General features: G+C 45.0%; 20 protein-coding genes. 8 read left to right on the top strand and 12 right to left on the bottom strand.

Features of this window, described 5'->3' with window-relative positions; genetic code table 11:
* Positions 1–208 precede the first annotated feature (208 nt).
* On the top strand, positions 209–1,210 hold the full coding sequence (locus tag ACHUFN_RS15860) for a LacI family DNA-binding transcriptional regulator (protein WP_394223410.1): 1,002 nt from the start codon (positions 209–211) through the stop codon (positions 1,208–1,210).
* 439 nt (positions 1,211–1,649) lie between these two features.
* Here ACHUFN_RS15860 and ACHUFN_RS15865 read toward each other — a convergent pair whose 3' ends face one another.
* Complete coding sequence (locus ACHUFN_RS15865; RefSeq protein ID WP_394223411.1) at positions 1,650–2,510, bottom strand: alpha/beta hydrolase family protein; 861 nt, start codon at positions 2,508–2,510, stop codon at positions 1,650–1,652.
* Between the two features lie 216 nt (positions 2,511–2,726).
* Between ACHUFN_RS15865 and ACHUFN_RS15870 the strand changes: the two genes are divergently transcribed.
* Positions 2,727–3,335, top strand: a complete 609-nt coding sequence (locus ACHUFN_RS15870; protein ID WP_394223413.1) for a hypothetical protein — start codon at positions 2,727–2,729, stop codon at positions 3,333–3,335.
* Positions 3,336–3,347: 12 nt separating this feature from the next.
* Here ACHUFN_RS15870 and ACHUFN_RS15875 read toward each other — a convergent pair whose 3' ends face one another.
* Complete coding sequence (locus tag ACHUFN_RS15875) at positions 3,348–3,932, bottom strand: HAD family hydrolase (RefSeq protein ID WP_394223414.1); 585 nt, start codon at positions 3,930–3,932, stop codon at positions 3,348–3,350.
* Positions 3,933–3,967: 35 nt separating this feature from the next.
* The gene (locus ACHUFN_RS15880) at positions 3,968–5,305 is read right to left on the bottom strand and encodes an MFS transporter (protein WP_394223415.1); all 1,338 of its coding nucleotides are present in this window, start codon (positions 5,303–5,305) and stop codon (positions 3,968–3,970) included.
* 364 nt (positions 5,306–5,669) lie between these two features.
* On the opposite strand from ACHUFN_RS15880, the gene uvrA reads away from it, so the two are divergent.
* The gene (uvrA, locus tag ACHUFN_RS15885) at positions 5,670–8,501 is read left to right on the top strand and encodes an excinuclease ABC subunit UvrA (RefSeq protein ID WP_394223416.1); all 2,832 of its coding nucleotides are present in this window, start codon (positions 5,670–5,672) and stop codon (positions 8,499–8,501) included.
* A gap of 205 nt (positions 8,502–8,706) precedes the next feature.
* Entirely contained in the window at positions 8,707–8,874 is a 168-nt protein-coding gene (locus tag ACHUFN_RS15890) for a hypothetical protein (protein WP_177247920.1), read from the top strand.
* A 71-nt stretch (positions 8,875–8,945) separates the two neighbouring features.
* Here ACHUFN_RS15890 and ACHUFN_RS15895 read toward each other — a convergent pair whose 3' ends face one another.
* The 3 genes from ACHUFN_RS15895 to ACHUFN_RS15905 form a co-directional block, all read right to left on the bottom strand.
* Positions 8,946–10,448, bottom strand: a complete 1,503-nt coding sequence (locus ACHUFN_RS15895) for an Hsp70 family protein (RefSeq protein ID WP_394223417.1) — start codon at positions 10,446–10,448, stop codon at positions 8,946–8,948.
* 76 nt (positions 10,449–10,524) lie between these two features.
* Positions 10,525–11,760, bottom strand: coding sequence for a S41 family peptidase (locus ACHUFN_RS15900; RefSeq protein WP_394223418.1), 1,236 nt, complete (start codon positions 11,758–11,760; stop codon positions 10,525–10,527).
* 11 nt (positions 11,761–11,771) lie between these two features.
* Entirely contained in the window at positions 11,772–12,248 is a 477-nt protein-coding gene (locus ACHUFN_RS15905; RefSeq protein WP_394223419.1) for a MarR family winged helix-turn-helix transcriptional regulator, read from the bottom strand.
* 213 nt (positions 12,249–12,461) lie between these two features.
* On the opposite strand from ACHUFN_RS15905, the gene ACHUFN_RS15910 reads away from it, so the two are divergent.
* Positions 12,462–12,881 (top strand): acyl-CoA thioesterase, encoded by a 420-nt coding sequence (locus ACHUFN_RS15910; RefSeq protein ID WP_394223420.1) that lies wholly within the window; start codon positions 12,462–12,464, stop codon positions 12,879–12,881.
* Positions 12,882–12,903: 22 nt separating this feature from the next.
* Positions 12,904–13,602, top strand: coding sequence for a 2OG-Fe(II) oxygenase (locus ACHUFN_RS15915; RefSeq protein ID WP_394223421.1), 699 nt, complete (start codon positions 12,904–12,906; stop codon positions 13,600–13,602).
* A gap of 58 nt (positions 13,603–13,660) precedes the next feature.
* Here the strand turns inward: ACHUFN_RS15915 and ACHUFN_RS15920 are convergent, their stop codons facing one another.
* Both ACHUFN_RS15920 and ACHUFN_RS15925 read right to left on the bottom strand, forming a co-directional pair.
* Positions 13,661–14,875, bottom strand: a complete 1,215-nt coding sequence (locus ACHUFN_RS15920; protein ID WP_394223422.1) for an MFS transporter — start codon at positions 14,873–14,875, stop codon at positions 13,661–13,663.
* Positions 14,872–15,783: a dihydrodipicolinate synthase family protein gene (locus tag ACHUFN_RS15925; RefSeq protein ID WP_394223424.1), complete on the bottom strand. Its 912-nt coding sequence runs from the start codon at positions 15,781–15,783 to the stop codon at positions 14,872–14,874. Before ACHUFN_RS15925 ends, ACHUFN_RS15920 begins: the two co-directional genes overlap by 4 nt.
* Positions 15,784–15,886: 103 nt before the next feature.
* On the opposite strand from ACHUFN_RS15925, the gene ACHUFN_RS15930 reads away from it, so the two are divergent.
* Positions 15,887–17,188 (top strand): aminotransferase class I/II-fold pyridoxal phosphate-dependent enzyme, encoded by a 1,302-nt coding sequence (locus ACHUFN_RS15930; RefSeq protein ID WP_394223425.1) that lies wholly within the window; start codon positions 15,887–15,889, stop codon positions 17,186–17,188.
* Here ACHUFN_RS15930 and ACHUFN_RS15935 read toward each other — a convergent pair.
* Positions 17,185–18,198, bottom strand: a complete 1,014-nt coding sequence (locus tag ACHUFN_RS15935) for a GGDEF domain-containing protein (protein ID WP_394223426.1) — start codon at positions 18,196–18,198, stop codon at positions 17,185–17,187. The two genes, ACHUFN_RS15930 and ACHUFN_RS15935, sit on opposite strands and share 4 nt — an antisense overlap.
* A gap of 103 nt (positions 18,199–18,301) precedes the next feature.
* On the opposite strand from ACHUFN_RS15935, the gene ACHUFN_RS15940 reads away from it, so the two are divergent.
* Positions 18,302–19,417 (top strand): linear amide C-N hydrolase, encoded by a 1,116-nt coding sequence (locus ACHUFN_RS15940; RefSeq protein ID WP_394223427.1) that lies wholly within the window; start codon positions 18,302–18,304, stop codon positions 19,415–19,417.
* Between the two features lie 70 nt (positions 19,418–19,487).
* On the opposite strand, the gene ACHUFN_RS15945 is transcribed toward ACHUFN_RS15940, so the two are convergent.
* The 3 genes from ACHUFN_RS15945 to ACHUFN_RS15955 form a co-directional block, all read right to left on the bottom strand.
* Positions 19,488–19,985, bottom strand: coding sequence for a DUF3299 domain-containing protein (locus tag ACHUFN_RS15945; protein WP_394223428.1), 498 nt, complete (start codon positions 19,983–19,985; stop codon positions 19,488–19,490).
* 132 nt (positions 19,986–20,117) lie between these two features.
* The gene (gene ppa / locus ACHUFN_RS15950) at positions 20,118–20,648 is read right to left on the bottom strand and encodes an inorganic diphosphatase (RefSeq protein ID WP_394223430.1); all 531 of its coding nucleotides are present in this window, start codon (positions 20,646–20,648) and stop codon (positions 20,118–20,120) included.
* Between the two features lie 131 nt (positions 20,649–20,779).
* On the bottom strand, positions 20,780–21,757 hold the full coding sequence (locus ACHUFN_RS15955; RefSeq protein ID WP_394223431.1) for a class 1 fructose-bisphosphatase: 978 nt from the start codon (positions 21,755–21,757) through the stop codon (positions 20,780–20,782).
* Positions 21,758–22,029 lie beyond the last annotated feature (272 nt).

Below are 22,029 nucleotides of genomic sequence, written 5' to 3' on the forward strand. Positions count from 1 at the left end.
ACATGTTTTTACAGCGCTTTAGCTTACATATGTAGAAGGTAAAACCACTTGGTTTTTCTTTTTCTGTTATCAAGTAAACCTAAATGAAAAAAGAACAGTAGGCATGCTGTAAGTGTGAGAATTTTATCTTTTTTTGTAAATATAATGTACGCTATGGCTATCAGGTCTAACGACCCCCCACGCAATGCAAAACGAAGTTTGAAAGAAAATGGCAACTATAAAAGATATAGCCCAAGCAGCCGGCGTTTCATTAGCTACGGTATCAAGGGTTATTAATAATGGCCCTAAAGTGGGCAACGATACGCGAAAGCGCGTTAAAAAAATCATGGAAGAGATGGGCTATCGCCCGAACGCTAATGCCAGAGCGCTTGTAACCAAACGCAGTGCGTCGTTAGGGGTTGTTATCGCCGAATTACACGACCCATTTTTTGCCATGCTTGCCCACGGTGTCGAATCGATAACACGCAAAAATAATGTGCAGATATTATTAAGTGCCGGCTCTATTGAAAAAGAAACCGAACTTCGCGCAATTGAAACGCTTTTGGAACACCGGGTAGAAGCGATGGTCGTTCACAGTAAAGCGCTCGACAATGAAACGCTCATTGAGTTTGCTAAACAAGTTCCGGGCTTTGTTCTGATTAACCGTTATATACCGGAAATTGCTAATCGCTGCGTTTGGTTGGATAACGTTACTGGCGGACGATTAATGGCGGAGCATGCAATAAATCAAGGCCATGAGCACGTTGCCGTTATAAGCAGCCAATATCGTATTGACGATCCTAATCATCGTCTTGAGGGAATTCGAAACGCCATAGACAACGCACAACTAAGCTTGCCAGAGAGTATGATTGAATATGCTACACCCGATCAAGAAGGTGGTGAGCTAGCAATGCAGAACTTACTTGCTACCGGCGCAAAATTTACCGCCGTTCTGGCTTACAACGATGCGATGGCATCCGGCGCTATGACTATGTTGCAAGACCACGGCATATCTGTACCTGAGCAAGTTTCAGTGATGGGCTACGACGACGTACTGCTTGCCAAATATTGTCGCCCTAAGTTAACCACACTGCGCTACCCTGTTGAAATGATGGCAGCAAAGGCAGCCGAACTTGCATTGAAATACGCATCGGGAAGTAAGCCAGAAGAGGGCCTAACCTTCAAGTACACACCTACGGTAGTGAAACGAGACTCTATGGTAAGGGTTTAGCCCCTTTCTTCTTCCTACTTAGGTGAAAAGAGAACACAACAATACCCGCCATGAGCGGGTATTTTATTTGAACACTATTACCTATTTAGCCCCTATTTTGTTGACCAAATAGTCGTGTTTCGATGAGTTACTGCGCATCCCTGTTTTAAAAACTCCATAGCACTAAAGATTATTGCTCTTTTCTATTGACAAAATAACTGGCTTGATCATTTTGCTTCAAACTTTTATCCCCAATGAAGAAAATTGCCTGATCCTGCGCACCCTTACGATCAAAAAAGATTAAGATCTGAACCAATTGCTCTACAGCGCTTGATTTAACTGATATTTCGTGATCCGACCAGAAAGGCGCGTAAAGATCGTGATCTATTGTGCTATATGGCTGTTAACAGACTTACCAACAAGGTTTTCCACCAGTTATCCACAAGGATTAAGGTTTCAATTACTGGGCAAATCTGGCCAAAAACTGCTTGTATTGCTTGATAGCATAATCGCTTTTTAGCGTTGCGTTATGCGTGGCCCCGGGAATGACAGAAATGTATTTTTCGCTGCTTGATGCATCTTCTAGCAACTGCTGGCTGATAGGGTAAGGCGTTATCTTATCTTCCTCACCCACCACCAACCATAAAGGGCCATCATAATGACGTAAAATAGGTGCGATTTGCATGCTGTGCACATCATTGTGAAGCTTCATGTTCGTGAACGAGTTGGAAAAGCCTGGAACCATATTGGCGATAAGGTCTGAGATGTTATTAAAAGCACCGTCTAAGACAAGAGCATCAATCTTTCGATTAGCCGCGACATAGCTTGCGAAGTAACTACCAATACCTCGGCCATGCACAATGGTTGGAAGTGAAGCATCAAAAGCATTTTCAACATAGTCGAACTGAGTTAGCGCATCTTGTTTAATAGCTTTGATACTTAGGTTTTGTGCCTTATCGCTGGCCCCAACCCCCTGATAGTCAAGCCACAAAATATTAGCTGGAAGTTTACCGAGTCTATGAATAACGCTGTTATTCTCGCTAAGTGGCATACGGTTGTCAGCAAAGAAAACAATATTAACAATAGGGTTAGGATAAGACACAGCTACGCCCCTTAAGGTTAACCCAGCCTCATTTTTTACTTCAACACGAGTTATACCAGCTGAAGTTTTGTCTTTTTGAATGGCGGCGTGCAATTTAGTGGTGTCCACCGGTTTTTGCTCTGCGTCTTGATAAAAGAACGCCGTGGGCGATACGTTTATCGCACAGCCAATAAGCAACAAACTTGCAAGTGTACTCACTACTGCATTTTTAAAAGTCATAATTTGAAACTGTCCGTGTTGAATGGTTATGGTGAAATTTTAAGTGTAGTTAATTTTGCTTTGTGACCACGCTTTTGTCTAAATTTCACTCGGCATCTATGCTAAACAAGCTGTAACAGTTTGCAACAGTTGTTCTATTTCGTAGCGCTGTAAACTGGCTTATACTCTTATCCATATTACTTGCATAAAACATCTCCAAAAAGCAAAAATAAATTAATGAAAAATAAATTATTTTCAAAGCCTCATCTTTCACAATCAGCGCGGATACTTGTTGCCAGCTGTACCCTTCCTTTATTGATTGCTTGTGAGTCTACGCCTTCTGGGTTTGAGTCTTCATTGATACCCGAATCGCATAGAAAAGGTTATCAACTGTCGATGTCTAAAGCGAAAGCCTGCCCAGTGAATCTAGCAGAACTTGCCGATACACGTTCCAGTAAAGATTTGTTGGTCGGAGGTAGCAAACTAACCGAAGATACGCTTTATGACTTATTGCAGCAAAGTTTAGAAAGTATGAATGTAAGCCCAAGCATTGAAGCACGCAACAGCGTTAAGGTTGTGCTGAATCGCGCGTTTGTTAAAAGCTTAGGAAGTAATATGGTTGCCACGGTAGTACTTGATGTAATGTACAAACCAGACCTTGCAGAAGACTATTCACCTGCCGCCACTTTTCGTGGTCGAAGCGTAAATGTGAATGTTGGCGAAGAAAATAACAATCAAGTAGCCATTGAAGCAATGAAAACTGCCATTGATGATGCCACCAAACGCATAAAGTCTTCTCTGTTGCACAATTGTGGTGATGCGCTTAGCGAGCTAGAAGCGGTTTAATCTGGTGTGCCATTAATAGATTAGCTTTTTATTATCGACCATAAAACACGTCATTCCGCCGTCTAAGGCTGCTTTTTGCCCCATTTCGGTATCTTCAAATACCACGCAATGCTGTGGTGCTACGCCCATTAGTTCGGCTGCACGTAAAAAGGTTTCAGGGTGTGGTTTACCGTTTTCAACATCATCAGCAGTCACTAGCGCCGACAATTGCGATAATAAACCATGTTGGTTTAACACCCACTCGGCATGCGGTTTGTCTGAACCTGTTCCTACAGCAATAGGTATGCTGGCCTTGTAATGATTAAATACGTCTAACGTTTCCTGTATTAGCTCAGGTACGTGATTCAAGTCTTCAAATGTCTGCTTTTTAAATGACGCAACTTCTGCAGGATTGTGGCTTTTTCCGTACTTCCCGTTCATTAGTTGAACGGTTTCAACGGACGGAACACCGCCTAAGCTATAATGGTAATCGTGGTTGAATGGGTACCCGAACGCGTCACAAGTTAGCTTCCACGCTTGAATGTGTGCGCCCATAGAATCGACCAAAGTGCCATCCATATCGAAAATAATGGCTTTAAAGTTACTCAGGTTAATCATGGTTGCGCACTCCCCTTTTTGAATTGAGCTTTCCTTTATACCGATAAAACGTCTCGTGCTTTAACGGCGTCGAAATCTCGGTCAACTTTAAGATATACCGCGTTATTTTGACTGTTTAGCGTTACTTCTAGCACGCCCGGCACTAGCATCAACTTATCTTCAATAGCATTTACGTCGGCGTTGTTGAACTCGCCATGCATCATTACGCGCTTCACGCGGCTCACTTCTTTTACACCAAAAATAACGAACAGCCATAAAAGCGTGCTAGCGGCGCCAATACCGTACGCCAATTCTTGCGACCAAATGTCGGTGACCAAACCTGAAATAACACCGCCTAAAAACGCGCCGAAAAACTGAAAGCTGGCATAAAGACCCATAGCCGTGCCTTTTTGGCCAGCAGGAGCAATGCTTGACACCAAAGCCGGAAAATTCGCTTCTAAGTAATTAAACCCAGTGAAGAACAAGACTACCGCTGCGGTTACCCACCACCAGCTGTGATCTTCTAAACTGAGCGCCAGAAACGCGCCCCCCATTAGAAGAATGCCGATAACAAGTAACGACTTAGGCGTGCGGCCTCTCGCAGCCCCCATCATAATGATTAAGCCTACAATTGAAGCGCCTAGCACGGGCAAGTATACCGTCCAGTGACTGTCTAGCGTCATATCAAAGTTCAGTAACGTAACGGGCAGCTGAACAAACAGCAGTGTGATTAACATGTGTAAAATCATCACGCTAATATTTAAGCGCCACAGCTGGGAAGAAAAAACCAAACGTTTAAGCTGATCTTTTTGAGGAAGTGTATCGCCACTGCTTAGCTGCACCCCATTTGGCACAACCCATTTAACCAGCGGCATGCACAGAAGAGCTAAAATACCCGTAATACCAAACACACCGGCAAGGCCATAGCTATTGGCAATTAGCGGCCCTAAAATAACCGCTAAATAAAACGAAAAACCGATGGCGATACCGATAACGGCTAGCACTTTGGCGCGCTGACTTTCGCGGCTTACATCGGTAGCCAAAGCCATAATCGCGCCAGCGATAGCCCCTGCGCCTTGCAGAATACGGCCAACAATCATCATTGCCATGGTGTCGGCGTTGGCTGCAACAAAGCTACCTAAGGCAAAAACGGCAAGTCCTAACAAAATGACAGGCTTGCGCCCCCATTTGTCAGACATCATACCCATAGGAATTTGCAGCGCGGCTTGAGTTAGGCCATAACCACCCACGGCAAGCCCTACCAATAGCGGCGAATAGTCAGGGTAATCCATTGCGGCTACGGCCAATACCGGCATAACCATGAACAAACCCATCATGCGTAATACGTAAACGGAGGCGAGTGCAAGCGCGGCGCGTAATTCCAAAGCGTTCAAAGCGTCTGTTTCCCTCAATAAGTAAAATCAAAAAACAAAAAAGCGCGCAGAGACCGCTGTTTCTGCTGCAAGAAGAATAAGGTCGCGAAGTGTAGCATAATTTGCACTTTCGCCCACTTCCCTTAAATTCGATTAATGTCAGTGGCGTTTTTCCCACTTTAGGGTTCAATTTACTTCTTTCGCTTTCACAGGGGTTTAAAAGTGGGGATAAAATCACCATTTCACAACGCAGCTCAATTAATTGTCATCGTAAGCTTATGCCTTTAGGTGATCTGCTTACCCCGCTCACAGTATAACTTGAATGTCATATCACTTTACTTGACACCTATGGCATACTGATTCTTTTTCTCTCATTTAGGCTTCAATGGATAAAATCGAAATTCGCGGTGCTCGCACCCACAACTTGAAAAACATCGATTTAACACTGCCACGAGACAAACTGGTGGTGATTACGGGCCTTTCAGGCTCGGGTAAATCGTCTCTTGCTTTTGACACGCTTTACGCAGAAGGCCAGCGTCGCTACGTTGAGTCTTTATCTGCTTATGCGCGCCAATTCCTTTCTATGATGGAAAAACCAGATGTTGATCATATTGAGGGTCTTTCGCCTGCAATATCCATTGAACAAAAATCAACATCGCACAACCCCCGTTCAACGGTAGGCACCATCACAGAGATATACGACTATCTGCGATTGATGTTTGCTCGTGTGGGCACACCACGCTGTCCTGACCATGATGTGCCGCTAGACGCGCAAACGGTCAGTCAAATGGTCGACAAAGTGTTAGCGATGCCTGAGGGCAGTAAACTAATGCTGTTAGCGCCTATAGTGAAAGACCGTAAGGGCGAACATGTTAAAACGTTACAAAACCTGTCTGCACAAGGTTTTATTCGAGCTCGTATAGACGGCGAAGTGTGCGACTTATCCGATCCACCGCCACTCGATTTGCACAAGAAGCACACCATTGAAGTAGTGGTAGATCGCTTCAAAGTACGCGACGACATGGCGCTGCGTTTAGCTGAATCATTCGAAACAGCGCTTAGCCTTGCAGGCGGTAACGCAGTTGTAGCAGACATGGACGACAAAGATGCAGAAGAGATTGTTTTCTCAGCTAACTTTGCTTGTCCACACTGTGGTTACAGCATTAGCGAACTAGAACCGCGTTTGTTTTCATTCAACAACCCGGCGGGCGCGTGCCCTACGTGTGACGGCTTGGGAACTAGACAGTTCTTTGACCCGGCACGGGTAGTAGGTAATACCGAACTGAGTCTGTCTGGCGGTGCTATTCGCGGCTGGGATAAGCGCAGTTATTACTATTTCCAAATGCTGCAAGCAGTAGCAGACCATTATAAATTTAGCCTTACCGTGCCTTTTGAAGAGCTAGATAAAAAGCATCAAGACATTGTGCTGTATGGTTCAAAAGGCAAGTCGCTTTCGTTTAAGTATATTAACGAACGTGGCGATGTCATGGAGCGTAAGCATCCCTTTGAAGGCATTATTCCCAATATGGAGCGCCGCTACCGTGAAACCGAGTCGAACTCGGTGCGCGAAGAGCTAGCAAAATATTTAAGCCAGCAGCATTGTAGTAGCTGTAACGGCACCCGTTTGCGCGTTGAAGCGCGCAATGTCTTTATTCAAGAAACTAACTTGCCTGCTATTGCAGACATGTCGATTGCCGACGCGTTCGGTTTCTTCGAAAGGTTGAAATTAGAAGGCCAGCGCGCGCAGATAGCTGAAAAGATTTTAAAAGAGATTATGGACCGCTTGCGCTTCTTGGTGAATGTTGGCCTTAACTATCTTTCAATGTCGCGAAGCGCCGATACCTTATCTGGTGGTGAAGCGCAGCGTATTCGTCTGGCCAGTCAAATTGGTGCGGGCCTTGTTGGCGTAATGTACGTGCTGGATGAGCCTTCCATTGGTCTTCACCAACGTGATAACGAGCGCTTGCTTGGCACCCTTACTCACTTGCGCGATTTGGGTAACACCGTATTAGTGGTTGAACACGACGAAGATGCTATTCGCGAAGCAGACTACATTGTTGACATCGGCCCTGGTGCAGGCGTGCACGGCGGTGAAATTATTGCCGAAGGTTCGTTAGACGACATCAAAAACAGTGAACACTCACTTACCGGTAAATACCTATCTGGCAGAGAAAAGATTGACATTCCCGCAACTCGTACACCAGTGAAAGACGACAAGTGGCTTGAGCTTTTAGGCGCGACGGGCAATAACTTAAAGTCGGTCGATTTGCGTATACCTACCGGTGTAATGACCTGTGTAACCGGTGTATCGGGCTCGGGTAAATCAACCCTTATCAACGATACTTTTTACAAGATTGCACAGCGCGAATTAAATAAAGCCACCACGTCTGAGCCAGCCGCGCATAAATCGATGACGGGGTTAGATCAGCTAGACAAAGTGGTGGATATTGACCAAAGCCCAATTGGGCGAACACCGCGTTCAAACCCCGCGACCTATGCTGGTATTTTCACGCCTATTCGTGAAATGTTCGCTGGTACGCAGGAATCGCGTTCTCGTGGTTATAAACCTGGTCGCTTTAGCTTTAACGTGAAAGGTGGTCGCTGCGAAGCGTGTCAGGGTGACGGTGTAATTAAAGTAGAAATGCACTTTTTGCCAGACGTGTACGTGCCGTGTGACGTATGTCAGGGCAAACGCTATAACCGTGAAACCCTTGAGATTAAATATAAAGATAAGAACATTCATGAAGTGTTAGAAATGACCGTAGAAGATGCGCGCCAATTCTTCGACGCGATTCCGGCCATTTCTCGTAAGTTGCAGACACTCATGGACGTAGGCTTATCGTATATTCGACTAGGGCAAGCCGCTACTACTTTGTCAGGTGGTGAAGCTCAGCGTGTGAAATTGGCTAAAGAGTTGTCAAAAAGAGACACTGGCCAAACGCTTTACATCTTGGACGAGCCAACCACTGGTTTGCACTTCCACGATATTAAACAGTTATTAGCCGTACTTCACAGACTGCGCGATCACGGTAATACCGTTGTGGTTATTGAGCATAACCTTGATGTGATTAAAACCGCAGACTGGATTGTTGACCTTGGGCCTGAAGGAGGGTCTGGAGGTGGCCAGATTATTGCAGAGGGAACACCTGAGCATGTGGCACAACAAGAAGTTTCGCATACGGGACGATTCCTGAAACCCATGCTTACTCAAGCTTAAGCTTTCGATGACGCAAAAAGTCGACATTGCGCGCTATCTTTTTTCCGTATTGGTTGCTGTGTAAATTACACAGCAGCATGTAAAAAGTGCGCTTTTGACGACTTGTTGTTCAATTATCGATGCTGGTCAGAGCTTGTTTTGGCAAATCATACGTTACGATGATTTATATTTATTTTGCAGTAAGAATTGCTGGAGCGAAAACACAATGACTCAAACGCCGCCATTAGCCTTAGTTAAAACGTGGTATCACCTACTTTCGTCATCAGAAGACAATGATGTGAAAGCACGGGCACAAGAGATGCTGCTAAAAGCATTCGAGTCACCAGAGGCTATTGCGCTTTATCTTAAAGAGCACAATATCCTAAAGCACTAATTAAAAAAGCCTTAGCGTAGTAGGTACTACTACGCTAAGGCTTAGTGTTTCTTTAAATTTTCAAACGAAGTTTAATCGTGCTTAGCCGCCTGAATTGCTAGCCCTTCACACACCGAATTAAACGCATCGTTCTCTAAACGCGGTAAACCCGTTAACAGATTCTCGTAAAGCGCATCAACCACAATTGGCGATAAGCTCATGCCACCTGTAATCATCACCACTTCTGGTTTCTCACTGCTATTTTCTAAGCATTCCACAACCAAGGCTTTTACTTTATCAAGCCAAGGTTTTAGCGCCTTTTTAAGTGAGTCTTGCGATATTTCCACATCGAAATCATCTTCGATATAGTGAAGCGGCAGGGTAATATTCTGTTTGCTTGAAAGAAGCTCTTTTGCCAAGCGGGCTGAGTTCACTACGCGTGCAGAGAGTTTGTTTTCTTGCACTATTAGTAGGCGCTCTAACTGGGCTGGCTCTTTAATCACTGACATAGTTTGAGAAATGTCTAACCCATAGTCGTCAGAGAAGAAGCGCGTTAGCGCTGGAATGTTATCAACCGCGCACATGTCTGAGAAATACGTTGGCGGAACCGGAAGCCCGTTAATCATTTTAAGGCCCATGCCCATCTCTGGCGCAATGGCTTTAAGCACTAAGCTTTTATCACAATCCATCCCCCCTAAACGTCTGCCCGTTACCGACAGCACATCATCTTTGCGGTCAAGCTGATTAGAGCGTTCAGGGGAAAGCTTGATACAGCAGATATCCGTGGTGCCCCCACCAATATCAACAATAAGCGTTGTAGTATCTCTTGGCAGAGTTTGCTCAATTTTATACGCCGCAGCAATAGGCTCATCCAAAAAGTTAACGCCTGTGAACCCAGCCTTCGTGGCCGCATCGGTCATAATTTGGATGGCTTGGGCGTTACCTTCTTCTCCACGGGTGCCGTGAAATTTAACAGGTCGGCCAATAACGGCGTTATTCACAACCTTGCCCAACTGCTGTTCTGCACACTGTTTAAAGTAGGCTAGCTGCTTTGCGATAATGCCGATGAACGCTTGTTTCTGATCGCCATCTAACGATGCACCTAAAAAGTTCTTAGGCGAGTAAATGAGTCGGCCTTTGTCCGGCATTTTAAGAAAGCGTCTAAACCCCTCTTCACCAAAGGCGAATTTGCCGTGCTCTACTAAGCGAAGCAAAGGGATCTCGTCTAGCGACATTGCATGCATCAACTGCGCAATGGCTTTGCGCTGTAGTGCCGGTTTGTTATGCAAATCGCCACGTAGCGAGTCGATACGTTCGCTATACATCGCCTGCTCTTTCGGGTCTTTTGCCGAATAGTAGCCGTCTTTAGCTTTGTCAATTTGTTCGCTGATCACCCGCTGTAACTGCGCCACTTTCGCTTCAACCATTGCATCAGGAGGCGGAGGCAGTTCATCTTCAAAATAGATGAACACCGAAGAACGAATTTTATTGCCCTTCTTATCTAGCGGGTCCAGTTTAATGTGCTGATGGGCCGTTCCATCAAAATACACAACCTCAGAATTTGATGTACCGTAGTCAATCCCAATCGCAGTCATAGTATGTTCGCTCAAAAAGTTAGAAGCGGATTGTAAGTAAATACGAAAGTGCTTTCTAGCTTTGTATGTAATTGAGCTATATTGCTTTTAATAAGCGTAATGCGGCGTATAGTTCTGGGTCGCTGGCTGTGTGCTCTTCAAAAGAAACCGCTTCTGGAACGAAGTCTTCGCGATATGTGCCGTTAACGTGATACAAACGCTCAAAACCCAGCTCTACGGTTATTGACGAATTAGGTAGCTGAAATTGGTTGATACCGCCAAGTAAGTCAGCCATAGGCGTACCCATCACGGCCTTTGCACCAATAGCGTCGAACCCAATGGCCATGCCTTCGCCCATACTGCCTGTCCAGTGGCCCACAAGTACCACCACAGGCTTACCGTAATAAGGCGTAGTAGGCGTGATATACGCCGTTTGTAGTTCGGCTTCTTGATAAGTTTGCTCAGCTGTTTGTATTTTATAACCTTGATACGCGGTCTTTGTATTCACAAAGTGACCCAAAATTGGCTCTGCTACACCCGTATTGCCGCCACTTGGCGTATTGCGTAAATCAATCACTAAGCCTTCGGTTTCCACAAGCATTTCAATTGCTTCTTCAAACGCGGTAACGGTCTCTGCGTTGCCCAAGTTATTGTTAAAGCGTATGTATCCAACGTTCTCTTGCTTACTCACCACAAGAGGAGCTTTTGTTCTAAGTTGGTTGATGGCCTCGTAACTAGCTGCCAGCTGCACGTTTTTCGTAGTATCTGAGTCAGATATCACCTCTACACTGCGTGCTTGGTTGCGTCGTCCACCCAAGGCAACGTTAACCGCCCAAGTCTTGTGGGCTTGGCTAAGTGGTAAAGAGGTATTGCCGAATACATCGTTAATCGCTGCCTCTACAGGCTTACCATCAATGCTGACAATAACGTCATCAACAGCAAGTGTGCTTTTTGCAGCAGCGCTGCCTGCTTTAATTCGAGTAATAACAAACTGATTATTACGCTGCTCTACCCATATGTCTGAGCCCGTTGGCGTAACGCTGTAATCTGCTTCGTTTAGTGGCGAGACGTTAAAATGTGGGTCAATAAAAAATTGTTTTACCACCTGAAGTACATCTACAAATTCATCTTGGGAAGTAGCCGCTGTTGCAGCAGGTTCATAGTATGCTTTCAACGCGTTCCAATCTGTTGGCGCTGTGTTGAGGTAGGCGTAGTTGTCTTCCACCGTTTGAACAAAGGCCTGCCAACTTTCCTTTGCGTTAAACTCTTGGCTTTGTGCGCAACTGCTTAAGTTGAGCAGCAACAAACATAGTGAAATAAGTCGATAAGCCATAACTGTCTCTATTAAGAATTTGAATGGTGAGGAAATTGTGTATTTAAACGGGCAAGTAACGATTGTTTATTCAGCGCGTGCTCCATGCTTTTCAAGGATGATTCTAGGTTCACCTCTATTTCTTCCCACAGTGCGTCATATACCGCTTCGAAATCTTGCATTATTGCTACTATTTGGGCCGCTTCTTCTTTCGCTTTTGGCGCAATGTCATAAACGCGTTTGCGGGAATCTCGCTTATCGGGGACAGAAACAAAAAAGCCATCTTGGACGCTTTGCTTCAAGCGACTTTCAATAAGCTGTCGCGAAAGGCCAATGTGCTTTGCCAACTCAGTCGAAGACAGCGGGCCTTGTGTGGAGATAGCAAGCACAAGAGAAATGCGATTCGCAGGCAAGCTAATGTTGAGTTTTTCAAACACTTCTTGGCCTTGTATTGCGATTAGCTCGCTAGCGCGCAACAGTATGGCGCCAAACTGGGGACTTCTAATCATCGTCGTGCACCTTGATAAATTATCCTTAAGAGCATATATGAAAATATTTGCGCAATTTTTTGCACAAATCAATCTTTTTTTTAATTCACGTGTATTAGTTAGCGTGAAAAATGCTTTCCAGGTAAGTAACTTGGCTCTGTTAGAAATGACTGAAATACACGCCGCATAATGCTAGAGTGGCATGCAAATAAATAAAAAACCTTACGAACTTATATGAGTAATACAGCACCATTAGTTACGTCTTTCGATGTACGTTTCTGCGAAACAGATGCCTTGCAGCATGTAAGCAACACCGCGTTAGTTGCATGGTTTGAAGCCGCTAGAGAGCCTATTTTCAGAATGTTCACCCCTGAGCTCGATCTTAAAAACTGGCCGCTTATTCTAGCCAGTTACAAGGTCGACTTTTTAGCCCAGATTTTCTACGGCAAGCCCGTTACAGTGAAAACGTATATAAGTCGGTTGGGCAACAGTGCATTCGACGTGTTTCAAGAGTTATGGCAAGACGAGAAGCTCTGCTCAACTGGCGTGACCACCATGGTACACTTCGACTATAAAACACAGCGCTCTGCGCCTATTCCAGAGAATGTGAAAACAGAACTACAATCTCACTTTAAAGAAATACCAAACAAGTAATACTGGGCAGTACGAGGTATCCATGAGCGATTTAATTGAAGTAATAGATGATGTATTGCCGCCAGAGCTTTGCACACAACTAATGGCGCGCTTTGAAAGTAGCCCTAACTTGTCACAAGGCCGCACAGGTGGCGGCGTAGACTTAGATAAAAAGCGCAGCATGGATGTGTCTATAAGTCGTAACCCAGAGTTTAAAGACCTGTTTCAGCAAGTCATGCAGCATACGGGAAAGCAGCTGGTTGCCTACATTGAGAAATACTATTTTGCGCTTGTTGGGCCTATAGGGCTTACCGTTCGTCACCCTAAAACTGGCGAGCCTGTAAAAGTAACCGGCGAGAATTTCGAAGAAGTCGGCAAGCCCAATTTAGCTAACTTGGTGAACTACCTGTTTCGCGTTGGCGATGTAAATGCACAGCGCTACACCGCGGGTAATGGCGGCTACCCGTACTGGCACTCAGAAGTATACCCACAGCTTCAACATAACGATGCATTGCACCGCGTGCTGCTGTTTATGTTTTACTTAAACGATGTGGACGAAGGTGGCGAAACGGAATTTTACTACCAAAACCGTGCGGTTAAACCTAAAGCTGGAAGAATGGTGATTGCGCCCGCTTATTTCACTCACACGCACCGCGGCCAAATTCCAAAAAGCAACGACAAGTACATTCTTACGTCATGGCTTCTGTTTAATCGTGCTGAGCAAATTTATACACAGGGCTAAATATAAAGCAGCGTTGTTAGTGCTAATACGCTTTCGCTAACCTACACATTTACGGCGTTTACTGGGTGTCATGTCGAGAGCTACGTAGGCGCCGAATTCTGAAGATGCCGCCTGGGATAGCGAAAGATACCAGTAATGAAACCAGCAGTATGCCCATTGATGTGATGAGCGGCAATTGAAGTGCAACATCAACCAGTAACCCTGCTACAAAGGCCCCTAATGATGCAAAGCTAATCTTTGCAGCCGCCACCCACATGTAGATCTGCGCAGCACCATGCTTGGGCGCATAGTCGCTGCGTGCAGCTAAAGTGACAGCAAAAAAGACAGCGTTAACAACGCCACATAACCAATATGAAGCAAGCCCCACGGTAAACGAACGACTAAGCGCAACTATTAGAAGGGTAACAAGCAGTACTGCACCTACATTACGCAGCAATAACAATGCTTCGCTGCGAAATGGCCGTAGCATCAAAATAACCGCACCACATAGGCATCCAACACCATAAGACGTCACCATGTATGCCCCACCTTCTGCGCTTTCTTTCCAGCTTTCACTAAGATAAACGGCAACTACGGGCAGTGCTGCTAAGCTAAAAGCGGCACCCGATGTCATCAGTAGCGTGCGCTTCAATGGCCCAGATTGCCCTAAAATATGAATGACTGAAGAAATGCTTGCTGCAGCATGTTCCGCACTTTTGCTGCTATTCATATTTAATGGGAGGAACAGAACTAACAGCCCTGCGAGAATCGCAGTGCTTGTCAACACTCGTACACTTGTGGATATCGCAAAATGTTCAACCAGTAAGGCCGTCATCAAAGGCCCCACTGTAAGACCTAGGCCATAGGTTAAGGTATCCCAGCTTTGTGCTTTGCGGGTTTCGGTAATATCGTCACCCACCAGCTTTACCACCTGGGTACTTAATCCTCCCATCATGAACGAACTGCACATACCGCAAATTAGCAGCGGTAAAATGGTAAGCAGTAAACTTTTTATTTCAAAGCCTGAAATAGCGCATTGAAAGCTGGCAAAAAACAATAGGCAGGCGCTTGTAAGAATAAAGCGTGGGTTGCTAACACTGTCGAGCCACCTTCCATACAGTGGCCCCAAAATATGAGGTGCCGTTAAGCACGCCGCCATTAACCCTGCTGTTGTGCCATCCATCCCTGACGAGCGGGCTAATAGTATGGTTGCAACTGCTGCCCCTCCAGTCACTATTCGAGCGGGAATGGCCGCTAAAAGGTACAGCAGTATGTTAACTTGACAAGTGGTCATGCTAAAGAAAGCGATTCAATCAAGCCTTCAAGCTCTATAAAGTCTGCCTTGCTTATTGGCATTAATGGGGCAGGTAAATTTTCGCGCTCGCAATAGCCTAAAATAGCGGCGGCCGCAGCCACCACCCTAAGTCCACCACCGTTTTTAGAAAACAGTGCCCAAATGCGGTCTAACGATGCAGACATTGCCGCTGCCTCGCTTGCGTCTTCAGACTGCGCCAACGCAATAATTTGCTTAACGGTTTTTGGGAAAATGCCCCCTAAAACCGAAAGCCAAAGGTCGCAGCCTTGAGCCATGCCTGCACTGCCAAAGCTGTCACCGCTTACGCCTATGGCAACGTGTTTTGGAACGATGGCTCTTAGTGTAGCTAAGCGTGCAGTGCCTTCTTGATTGGTATTATTTTCAGTGGTGGCAAAGGGCATGCCTGGTATTTTGATAGCGCCAATATGAGGAAGTTGCGCAATCCTTTTGTATAAAGCGTCACTAAACGTAAAGTTTGTTACGCGTGGGTTTTCATACACACAAATAGGCACCGACGTTTCTCGACTAACGGCTTCATATAGAGTAAACACTTCCTCTTCATTAAGCGGTTGGTAAGACACCGGGGCTAACAGCAGGGCATTAACACCTGCTTGCTGAGCTGCTTCAACATTTTTAAGCACGTCCTTTGTTCTAAGTGCTCCAACACCAACCATTATGGGTACACCGTTGGCATTGTCGACAGCCAAGTTTGCAACGCGACCCAGTTCCTCTCTAGATAAATACGGGTAAAGGCCCGTAGAGCCCATCGCGCAAATTGAATCAACTTTTGCACTCACAAGGTTGGTCATCAAGCGCTCAAGCGCTGAATAGTCAATCTCTTCATTGGAAAATGGTGTTATTGGAAATGCTGATAAACCAGTAAACATTTGCGCCCCGCTTTGTTTAAAATATAGAAAAATGCCCCGCGAAATGGGATAAAGAGCACAACACATTTACCCATGACAAAAAACATATTGGCATAGGACAAAAATGAAAGTCAAGATTTCAGGTGATTCCGCACACACTATTTTTGAATCGGTGCGCCAACTTGCGAAAGAGGGAAACCTAATTGCAGGCGATATTCTGCCCCCTGTTAGAGAGCTAGCCAAGCAGCTTGGGGTAAATCGAAACACGGTGTCATCGGCATACCAGCGACTATCACAAGCAGGCATTGCTATTACGCAAGGGCGGTTAGGTACACGAATTTGCGACGATATCAACGCGGGCGAACAAGAAGGCGCTACCCAAACATCGCTCTTCGATTTGGCCGATGGTAGCCCGCGAAAAAGCTGGTTGCCCGACCTAAATAATGTAGCCTCGCTTACGCCACTTAATCAGTATCTTTACGGTGAAGACACTATTCTTCCCAGCTTAAATACTTATGGTCAAACGTGGTTCCGTGATAGCTGCCCTTCCAACTTTTCATTAACGTTATGTAACGGCGCCATTGATACAATTGAGCGAATGATAGCGGCGCACCTGGTTCCCGGAGACAAGTTTGTTGTTGAAGATCCCTGCTACATTAGCTCGGCCAATGCTATAAGACTTGCGGGCATGCAAGTACTTGGTGCCGCCGTGGATAATGAAGGAATGCGACCTGAAGCATTAGAAGGCGCACTTAAAAAAGGGGCAAAAGCCGTACTCATTACGCCCAGAGCACATAACCCTACAGGCGTTTCTATCACCCAGCAGCGCGCACAGCAGCTAAAAGATGTACTTAGCCAGTATCCCGACGTCATGGTGTTAGAAGATGATCACTTTTCACTGCTAGCAACCACCAAGCACTATAGCGTTATTCCTGAATCTACGCGTAACTGGGCTATATTCCGTTCGGTGTCGAAAGGGCTTGGTCCTGATCTTCGCATGGCCTTTGTGGCTGGCGATGACGAATCAATTAAACGCATTAATTCTCGCCTTGCCCCCGGTATGTCATGGGTTAGTCGTGTACTTCAAGCGCTGGTGCACACTTGCTTAACGAATCCAATATTTCAGCAGCAATTAGCTGACTCAATAGCAAAGTGTAAACATCAGCGCGATGTGCTTGTAGATGCGTTAGTTAACGAAGGCATTGCATTTACCCGCCCCAGCGATGGTCTAAACGTGTGGATTCCAGTTGAAGTAGATAGCAAAGCAGTAGCGTTCACCTTATCGCAAAAAGGATGGTTAGTAAGGCCAGGGAATTCATTTGATGTTGAGGCAAAATCTCATGCTATTAGAGTGAGCATTCAAAAAATAGAACCAGAAACGGCATCAAAATTTGCTCGGGATGTCGCTGCCGTCTTACATCGTTAACACAGATTAGGTGCGTTTACTCTATTACGCCCTTGCTCTTTTGCACTATAAAGATGTTTATCGGCAATTTTTAACATTGTCGATAAACTCTCCGGCTCTTGGAGCATATGTTGAGTGAAATATATGAACCCAGCACTTACCGTAATAGACAATTCAGTATTCCCTGAACAATGAAATACTTCACTAGCCACTTGCTGTCTAATACGCTCAAGCGTGTTAATCGCAACATCTTCATCTGAGTTAAACAGGAATACAAACTCTTCACCGCCCAGTCTAAAAACACTCTCTACAGCAAGTCTTTGCTTAAAAAGTGTTGATAACTTAATTAGCACTTCATCACCTATACCGTGCCCATAGGTGTCGTTTATATTTTTAAAATGGTCGATATCCAGCAGTGCCAAACCTAAGCTCTGCTCACGTGCAATGCGTTTTTGGAACTCATACTTCAATGCTAGTCGGTTGTTAGTATTTGTAAGCGAGTCCTTCAACGCTAGGTTAGTGAGTTTCACATTACTCGTTATTCGATTTTTTTCATAAACGTGGGCAATGCCCCAGACAATGAGGTAGGACAACAAAAAATTAGTGTAAGGTTTAGTGTTCTTTTCAAATTCGATGTCATAAACACTTACTAAAATCCACATGTATATGCCTAAGTACGTAAAAGAGAAGATAAAGCCAGCTTTCACGCTATTTACTAAATAGAAGAGTACAGGCAGCGTCATGCCCCACACCGCAATACCGCTATGTAAATTACTGATAGATGTGGCATAAATAACCAGAAGCATATAACAGAGTGATGTGGTTATTGTATTTGCCAGGGTTAGGCCCACTTTTTGGATTTTGAAAATTACAAAGCAGCAGAGGCAAAATACTAGAGCTTGTACACACGATAGAATTAAAAAACCACCCGTATTGAAATTAATATAGGACGTCAGAAACGCCATCACTGCAATAAAACAGTTTGCCGCGATCACTACGCGCTTTCGAGCAATGTCCCCATCCAAAACCATGCCACTATTCTCGTAATTTTTCTCTATTTATCAGAACACTAGTAAACGTTGTAACGTTTACACGGTATAGTTTAAATGATTTTATATGTAATAAGGATTTTTTATGTGTACACGAATTTTCAACAGCCAAAACAAAGCGCTTCCAGTTACAGGAAGAAACATGGACTGGTACTGGCAACTTTCTAGTAGCCTTTACGCCTTTCCTCGTGGTTTGAAGCGTCAGGGTGTTGATCAGACGTATGCTGACGTGAACAGATTTCGCGAAAACGGCATTGAAATTTTCGAATGGACGTCTATTTATTCGAGCATTGTGACCGTACTGGAATACCCTTCATCGAAAGTATCCTACGCTGCTGCGGACGGAATGAACGAAAAAGGACTGGTGGCAAATGCATTGTATGATGGAGAAACGGTTTTCCCAGACGAAACTACATCTTCAAAACCTCGATTGAGTATCTTGAGATTGGTTCAGTATCTTCTAGACACATGCACCAGCGTTGAAAAGTCCATTGAAGCAATAGAATCGAAGCAATACTTGCTAATTGCTGAAGAAATGCCAGATAGCTCAGCTGTTCCTCCTGTCATGCATATCTGTTTATCTGATGTTTCAGGTGACAGTGCCATCGTCGAATTTAGAGGAGAAAAAGTGTGTATCTACCACAGCCATGAGTATCGCGTTGCGACCAATGAGCCTTCTTATGATGGGCAGCTAATTTTAAATGAGTACTGGCGTTTTCAGACGGGACTCTCTGAGATTAAAAACCCAATGCCATCGATTATGGCAGCCCCAGGAGGTGCATCAGCAGTACAGCGATTCGAGCGAGCGTCGTATTACTTGAACTTCTCGTTGCCAGAAGAGGAAGATTATTTAGCTGTAGCGCAAACCCGCTCTATTATGGGAATGTGTTCACAACCAATTAGCTTTGATATGCGAATGATGAGTCGCGAGACTACTGATGCCAAGCCTCGAACGTCAAGAACCATCTGGACTAATTTAGCCGACCACGAAGGGCTGAAATATTACGTGGCAAATAGCCAAACGATGAATGCGTTTTATTTAGAAATCGATGCTATCGGTACTGAAACGAAACGCGTATTTATCATGGAGGACAGTAGCGTCCACCATACTGCACGCAATAATACTGCCTCGGGCAATGTAGCGGACCAACTTGAACCTTCTAACGATCCATTCGGAAAAACGCTTGTGATTAGAAGCTAACAAAACATTTGAGTAGTGAGCCAGTCAGCCAAACTGACTGGCATTATCGGCAGGCGTGCGACTTATGGTGTTAGAACCCTTCAACCGCCTCGCCTGTTAAGCGGTAACCAACAGATGCGATATCACCTTTCCATCCATCAGTCGACAGTTTACCCGTTACCCAAATTGCATCGTAAATATTATCTATGCGCACGCCCTCTTCAAATTTCACGTACACAATTTGATTAGACGGCGGTGGGGGAACGTGAATACACGCCCCAAAATAAGGGACCAATAAGAACTCTGTTGTAAGTTCGGCCGTACCTTCTAGCGGCACAACAAACCCAGGAATTTTTACGCGTTTACCGTCGAACGTCTCAACAACGGGGGCGTCTGGCTGAAGTTGGCTCATTTCACCGTTATGTTGAACTGAAGGCGGTGCAAGTTCATTAAAACCTTCTGGTACGAGATCTTCCCAATATACCTCTACAGGCGCTTTAACAGGCGCTTCATCTGCCACTGCGTTGAAGGTTACAACCATCATTATTACAGCAAGCAATGAGGTCATGGATGACTTTAGGTGATACATATTGCTCTCTATTTTGGGTATCTGTTTCGCTTTTTTATTTGGGCTACCTAGCCTTCTAGGTTTTTTAGGCCACATATAAAAAGGGCTGGTAGTACACCAGCCCTTTGTAACATCAATTTAAAGCAGCGTGAATTATTCTGCTTCGAAACGCGCGATGCTTGCGGTAATTTCTTCTTTAGCGGCTGCAGCGTCTGCCCAACCGTCAATCTTAACCCACTTGCCATCTTCAAGGTCTTTATAGTGCTCGAAGAAGTGCTCAATTTGCTTAAGAAGAAGCGGAGGCACGTCTGCAATTTCTTTAACGTCACGGTAAATAGTAGAAAGCTTGTCTACTGGTACCGCTAGTACTTTTGCATCTTTACCAGACTCGTCGGTCATGTTTAGTACGCCAACTGGACGACACTTAATTACAGAACCTGCAAGTAGTGGGAACGGCGTCATTACTAGAACGTCAACTGGGTCACCGTCTTCAGACAATGTGTTGTTTACGTAACCGTAGTTTGTTGGGTAGTGCATGCAAGTTGCCATGAAACGGTCAACAAAAAGCGCACCTGTATCTTTATCTACTTCGTATTTCACTGGGTCAGCATGTGCTGGAATCTCAATGATTACGTTCACTTCATCTGGTACATTTTTACCAGCAGAAATAGCACTCAAGCTCATTCTTAGGTCCTTTCACTAATGTATTGAAAACGTTGGCCGTAAGTATACGGTGACCGCAGCAAAATAAAAACGCTTTACGACCCATGTCGTACTAATCTCTTTATTTTTCGTTAAATTTTGCTGCTTTTTCGCTATTTTGTTTTCTCGTTGTAGCTTACGCACATCTCAACTTCTTCTTTAGAGCCGATAATGCACGGTACACGTTGATGAATTTCTTCAGGCATCACTTCCAGAATTCGGCCATTACCAGTTTCTGCTTTACCACCTGCTTGCTCCATTAGGAATGCCATCGGGTTGGCTTCATAGAGTAACCGAAGTTTTCCTGGTTTTGACGGGTCTCTGTTATCAAACGGATACATAAAAATACCGCCGCGACATAGCAAACGATGAATATCACCCACCATTGCCGCTACCCAGCGCATATTAAAGTTTTTGCCTCTAGGGCCATCTTTACCTGCTAGAAGGTCGGCAATGTACGCCTGCATTGCAGGTTCCCAATGACGCTGATTCGACGCATTAATTGAGAACTCTGAAGTTTGTTCTGGCACTTGTACATTCGGATGAGTAAGTAAGAAACCGCCGTGGGTCTTATCAAGCGTATAAATGTGCGTACCGCGCCCCGTCGTCAACGCCAACATAGTAGACGGGCCGTACAGCACATAACCTGCAGCTACCATCTGTGTTCCAGGCTGTAAGAAAGCAGACGGGTCGTCTGGTTTCATCCACTGAGGCGCATGAGTAATAGAGAAAATAGTACCAATTAGGCTATTAATTTCAGTGTTTGACGACCCATCTAGTGGGTCGAAGCTTACTAAATAATTACCGTCTGGGTTACACGGCACAACGTCATCTTCTTCTTCAGACGAAATGGCTTTTACGTAACCAGATTCCCTCAGTGTGTCTTTTAGTATGTGGTTAGAGATAACGTCGAGCTTTTTTTGTGTTTCGCCCTGAACGTTTTCTGAAAGTGTTGAACCGAGAACGCCAGCAAGTGCGCCTTGACTCACGCGGAAAGAAATTTCTTTACAGCCCGCCAGCAGTGTACGAATGAGCAATATTAACTCAAGCGGTGCACCGTCTTGTTGCAGTTGGGAATTTAAACGTTTCATTGAATGTAAGCCTTTTTTTCGTGTGTAGGGTGTTGTGCTAACAGTCGCTCAGTTTTCCTTACTGGCTTGTATCTGAAAGCACACAGGTTTTAACCTGTGGTTAGATTGTAACCGTGTTCTTGGGTAAGTGAAACACGCGAGCTAAATGACATACACACACCATACCAGTTTGCATACAGCGATAGTTGTGGTGTGTAGCGTAATACAAAGGCTTAAAGCAATTAATGAAAGACAAAAATTGAATTATCTATAGGTCATGTGGTTCTGATACA

Origin of the sequence: Alteromonas gracilis, assembly GCF_043642145.1 — a bacterium.
In the GTDB taxonomy this organism is placed as follows: Bacteria; Pseudomonadota; Gammaproteobacteria; order Enterobacterales; family Alteromonadaceae; genus Alteromonas; species Alteromonas gracilis_B.

Coding starts and splice junctions, on each gene's coding strand:
- ACHUFN_RS15945 (WP_394223428.1), bottom strand. CDS start 19,985: ATGTATCACCTAAAGTCATCCATGACCTCATTGCTTGCTGTAATAATG.
- ppa (WP_394223430.1), bottom strand. CDS start 20,648: ATGAGCTTGAGTGCTATTTCTGCTGGTAAAAATGTACCAGATGAAGTG.
- ACHUFN_RS15870 (WP_394223413.1), top strand. CDS start 2,727: ATGAAAAATAAATTATTTTCAAAGCCTCATCTTTCACAATCAGCGCGG.
- ACHUFN_RS15900 (WP_394223418.1), bottom strand. CDS start 11,760: ATGGCTTATCGACTTATTTCACTATGTTTGTTGCTGCTCAACTTAAGC.
- ACHUFN_RS15935 (WP_394223426.1), bottom strand. CDS start 18,198: ATGGTTTTGGATGGGGACATTGCTCGAAAGCGCGTAGTGATCGCGGCA.
- ACHUFN_RS15955 (WP_394223431.1), bottom strand. CDS start 21,757: ATGAAACGTTTAAATTCCCAACTGCAACAAGACGGTGCACCGCTTGAG.
- ACHUFN_RS15930 (WP_394223425.1), top strand. CDS start 15,887: ATGAAAGTCAAGATTTCAGGTGATTCCGCACACACTATTTTTGAATCG.
- uvrA (WP_394223416.1), top strand. CDS start 5,670: ATGGATAAAATCGAAATTCGCGGTGCTCGCACCCACAACTTGAAAAAC.
- ACHUFN_RS15865 (WP_394223411.1), bottom strand. CDS start 2,510: ATGACTTTTAAAAATGCAGTAGTGAGTACACTTGCAAGTTTGTTGCTT.
- ACHUFN_RS15925 (WP_394223424.1), bottom strand. CDS start 15,783: ATGTTTACTGGTTTATCAGCATTTCCAATAACACCATTTTCCAATGAA.
- ACHUFN_RS15875 (WP_394223414.1), bottom strand. CDS start 3,932: ATGATTAACCTGAGTAACTTTAAAGCCATTATTTTCGATATGGATGGC.
- ACHUFN_RS15895 (WP_394223417.1), bottom strand. CDS start 10,448: ATGACTGCGATTGGGATTGACTACGGTACATCAAATTCTGAGGTTGTG.
- ACHUFN_RS15905 (WP_394223419.1), bottom strand. CDS start 12,248: ATGATTAGAAGTCCCCAGTTTGGCGCCATACTGTTGCGCGCTAGCGAG.
- ACHUFN_RS15860 (WP_394223410.1), top strand. CDS start 209: ATGGCAACTATAAAAGATATAGCCCAAGCAGCCGGCGTTTCATTAGCT.
- ACHUFN_RS15920 (WP_394223422.1), bottom strand. CDS start 14,875: ATGACCACTTGTCAAGTTAACATACTGCTGTACCTTTTAGCGGCCATT.
- ACHUFN_RS15890 (WP_177247920.1), top strand. CDS start 8,707: ATGACTCAAACGCCGCCATTAGCCTTAGTTAAAACGTGGTATCACCTA.
- ACHUFN_RS15940 (WP_394223427.1), top strand. CDS start 18,302: ATGTGTACACGAATTTTCAACAGCCAAAACAAAGCGCTTCCAGTTACA.
- ACHUFN_RS15910 (WP_394223420.1), top strand. CDS start 12,462: ATGAGTAATACAGCACCATTAGTTACGTCTTTCGATGTACGTTTCTGC.
- ACHUFN_RS15915 (WP_394223421.1), top strand. CDS start 12,904: ATGAGCGATTTAATTGAAGTAATAGATGATGTATTGCCGCCAGAGCTT.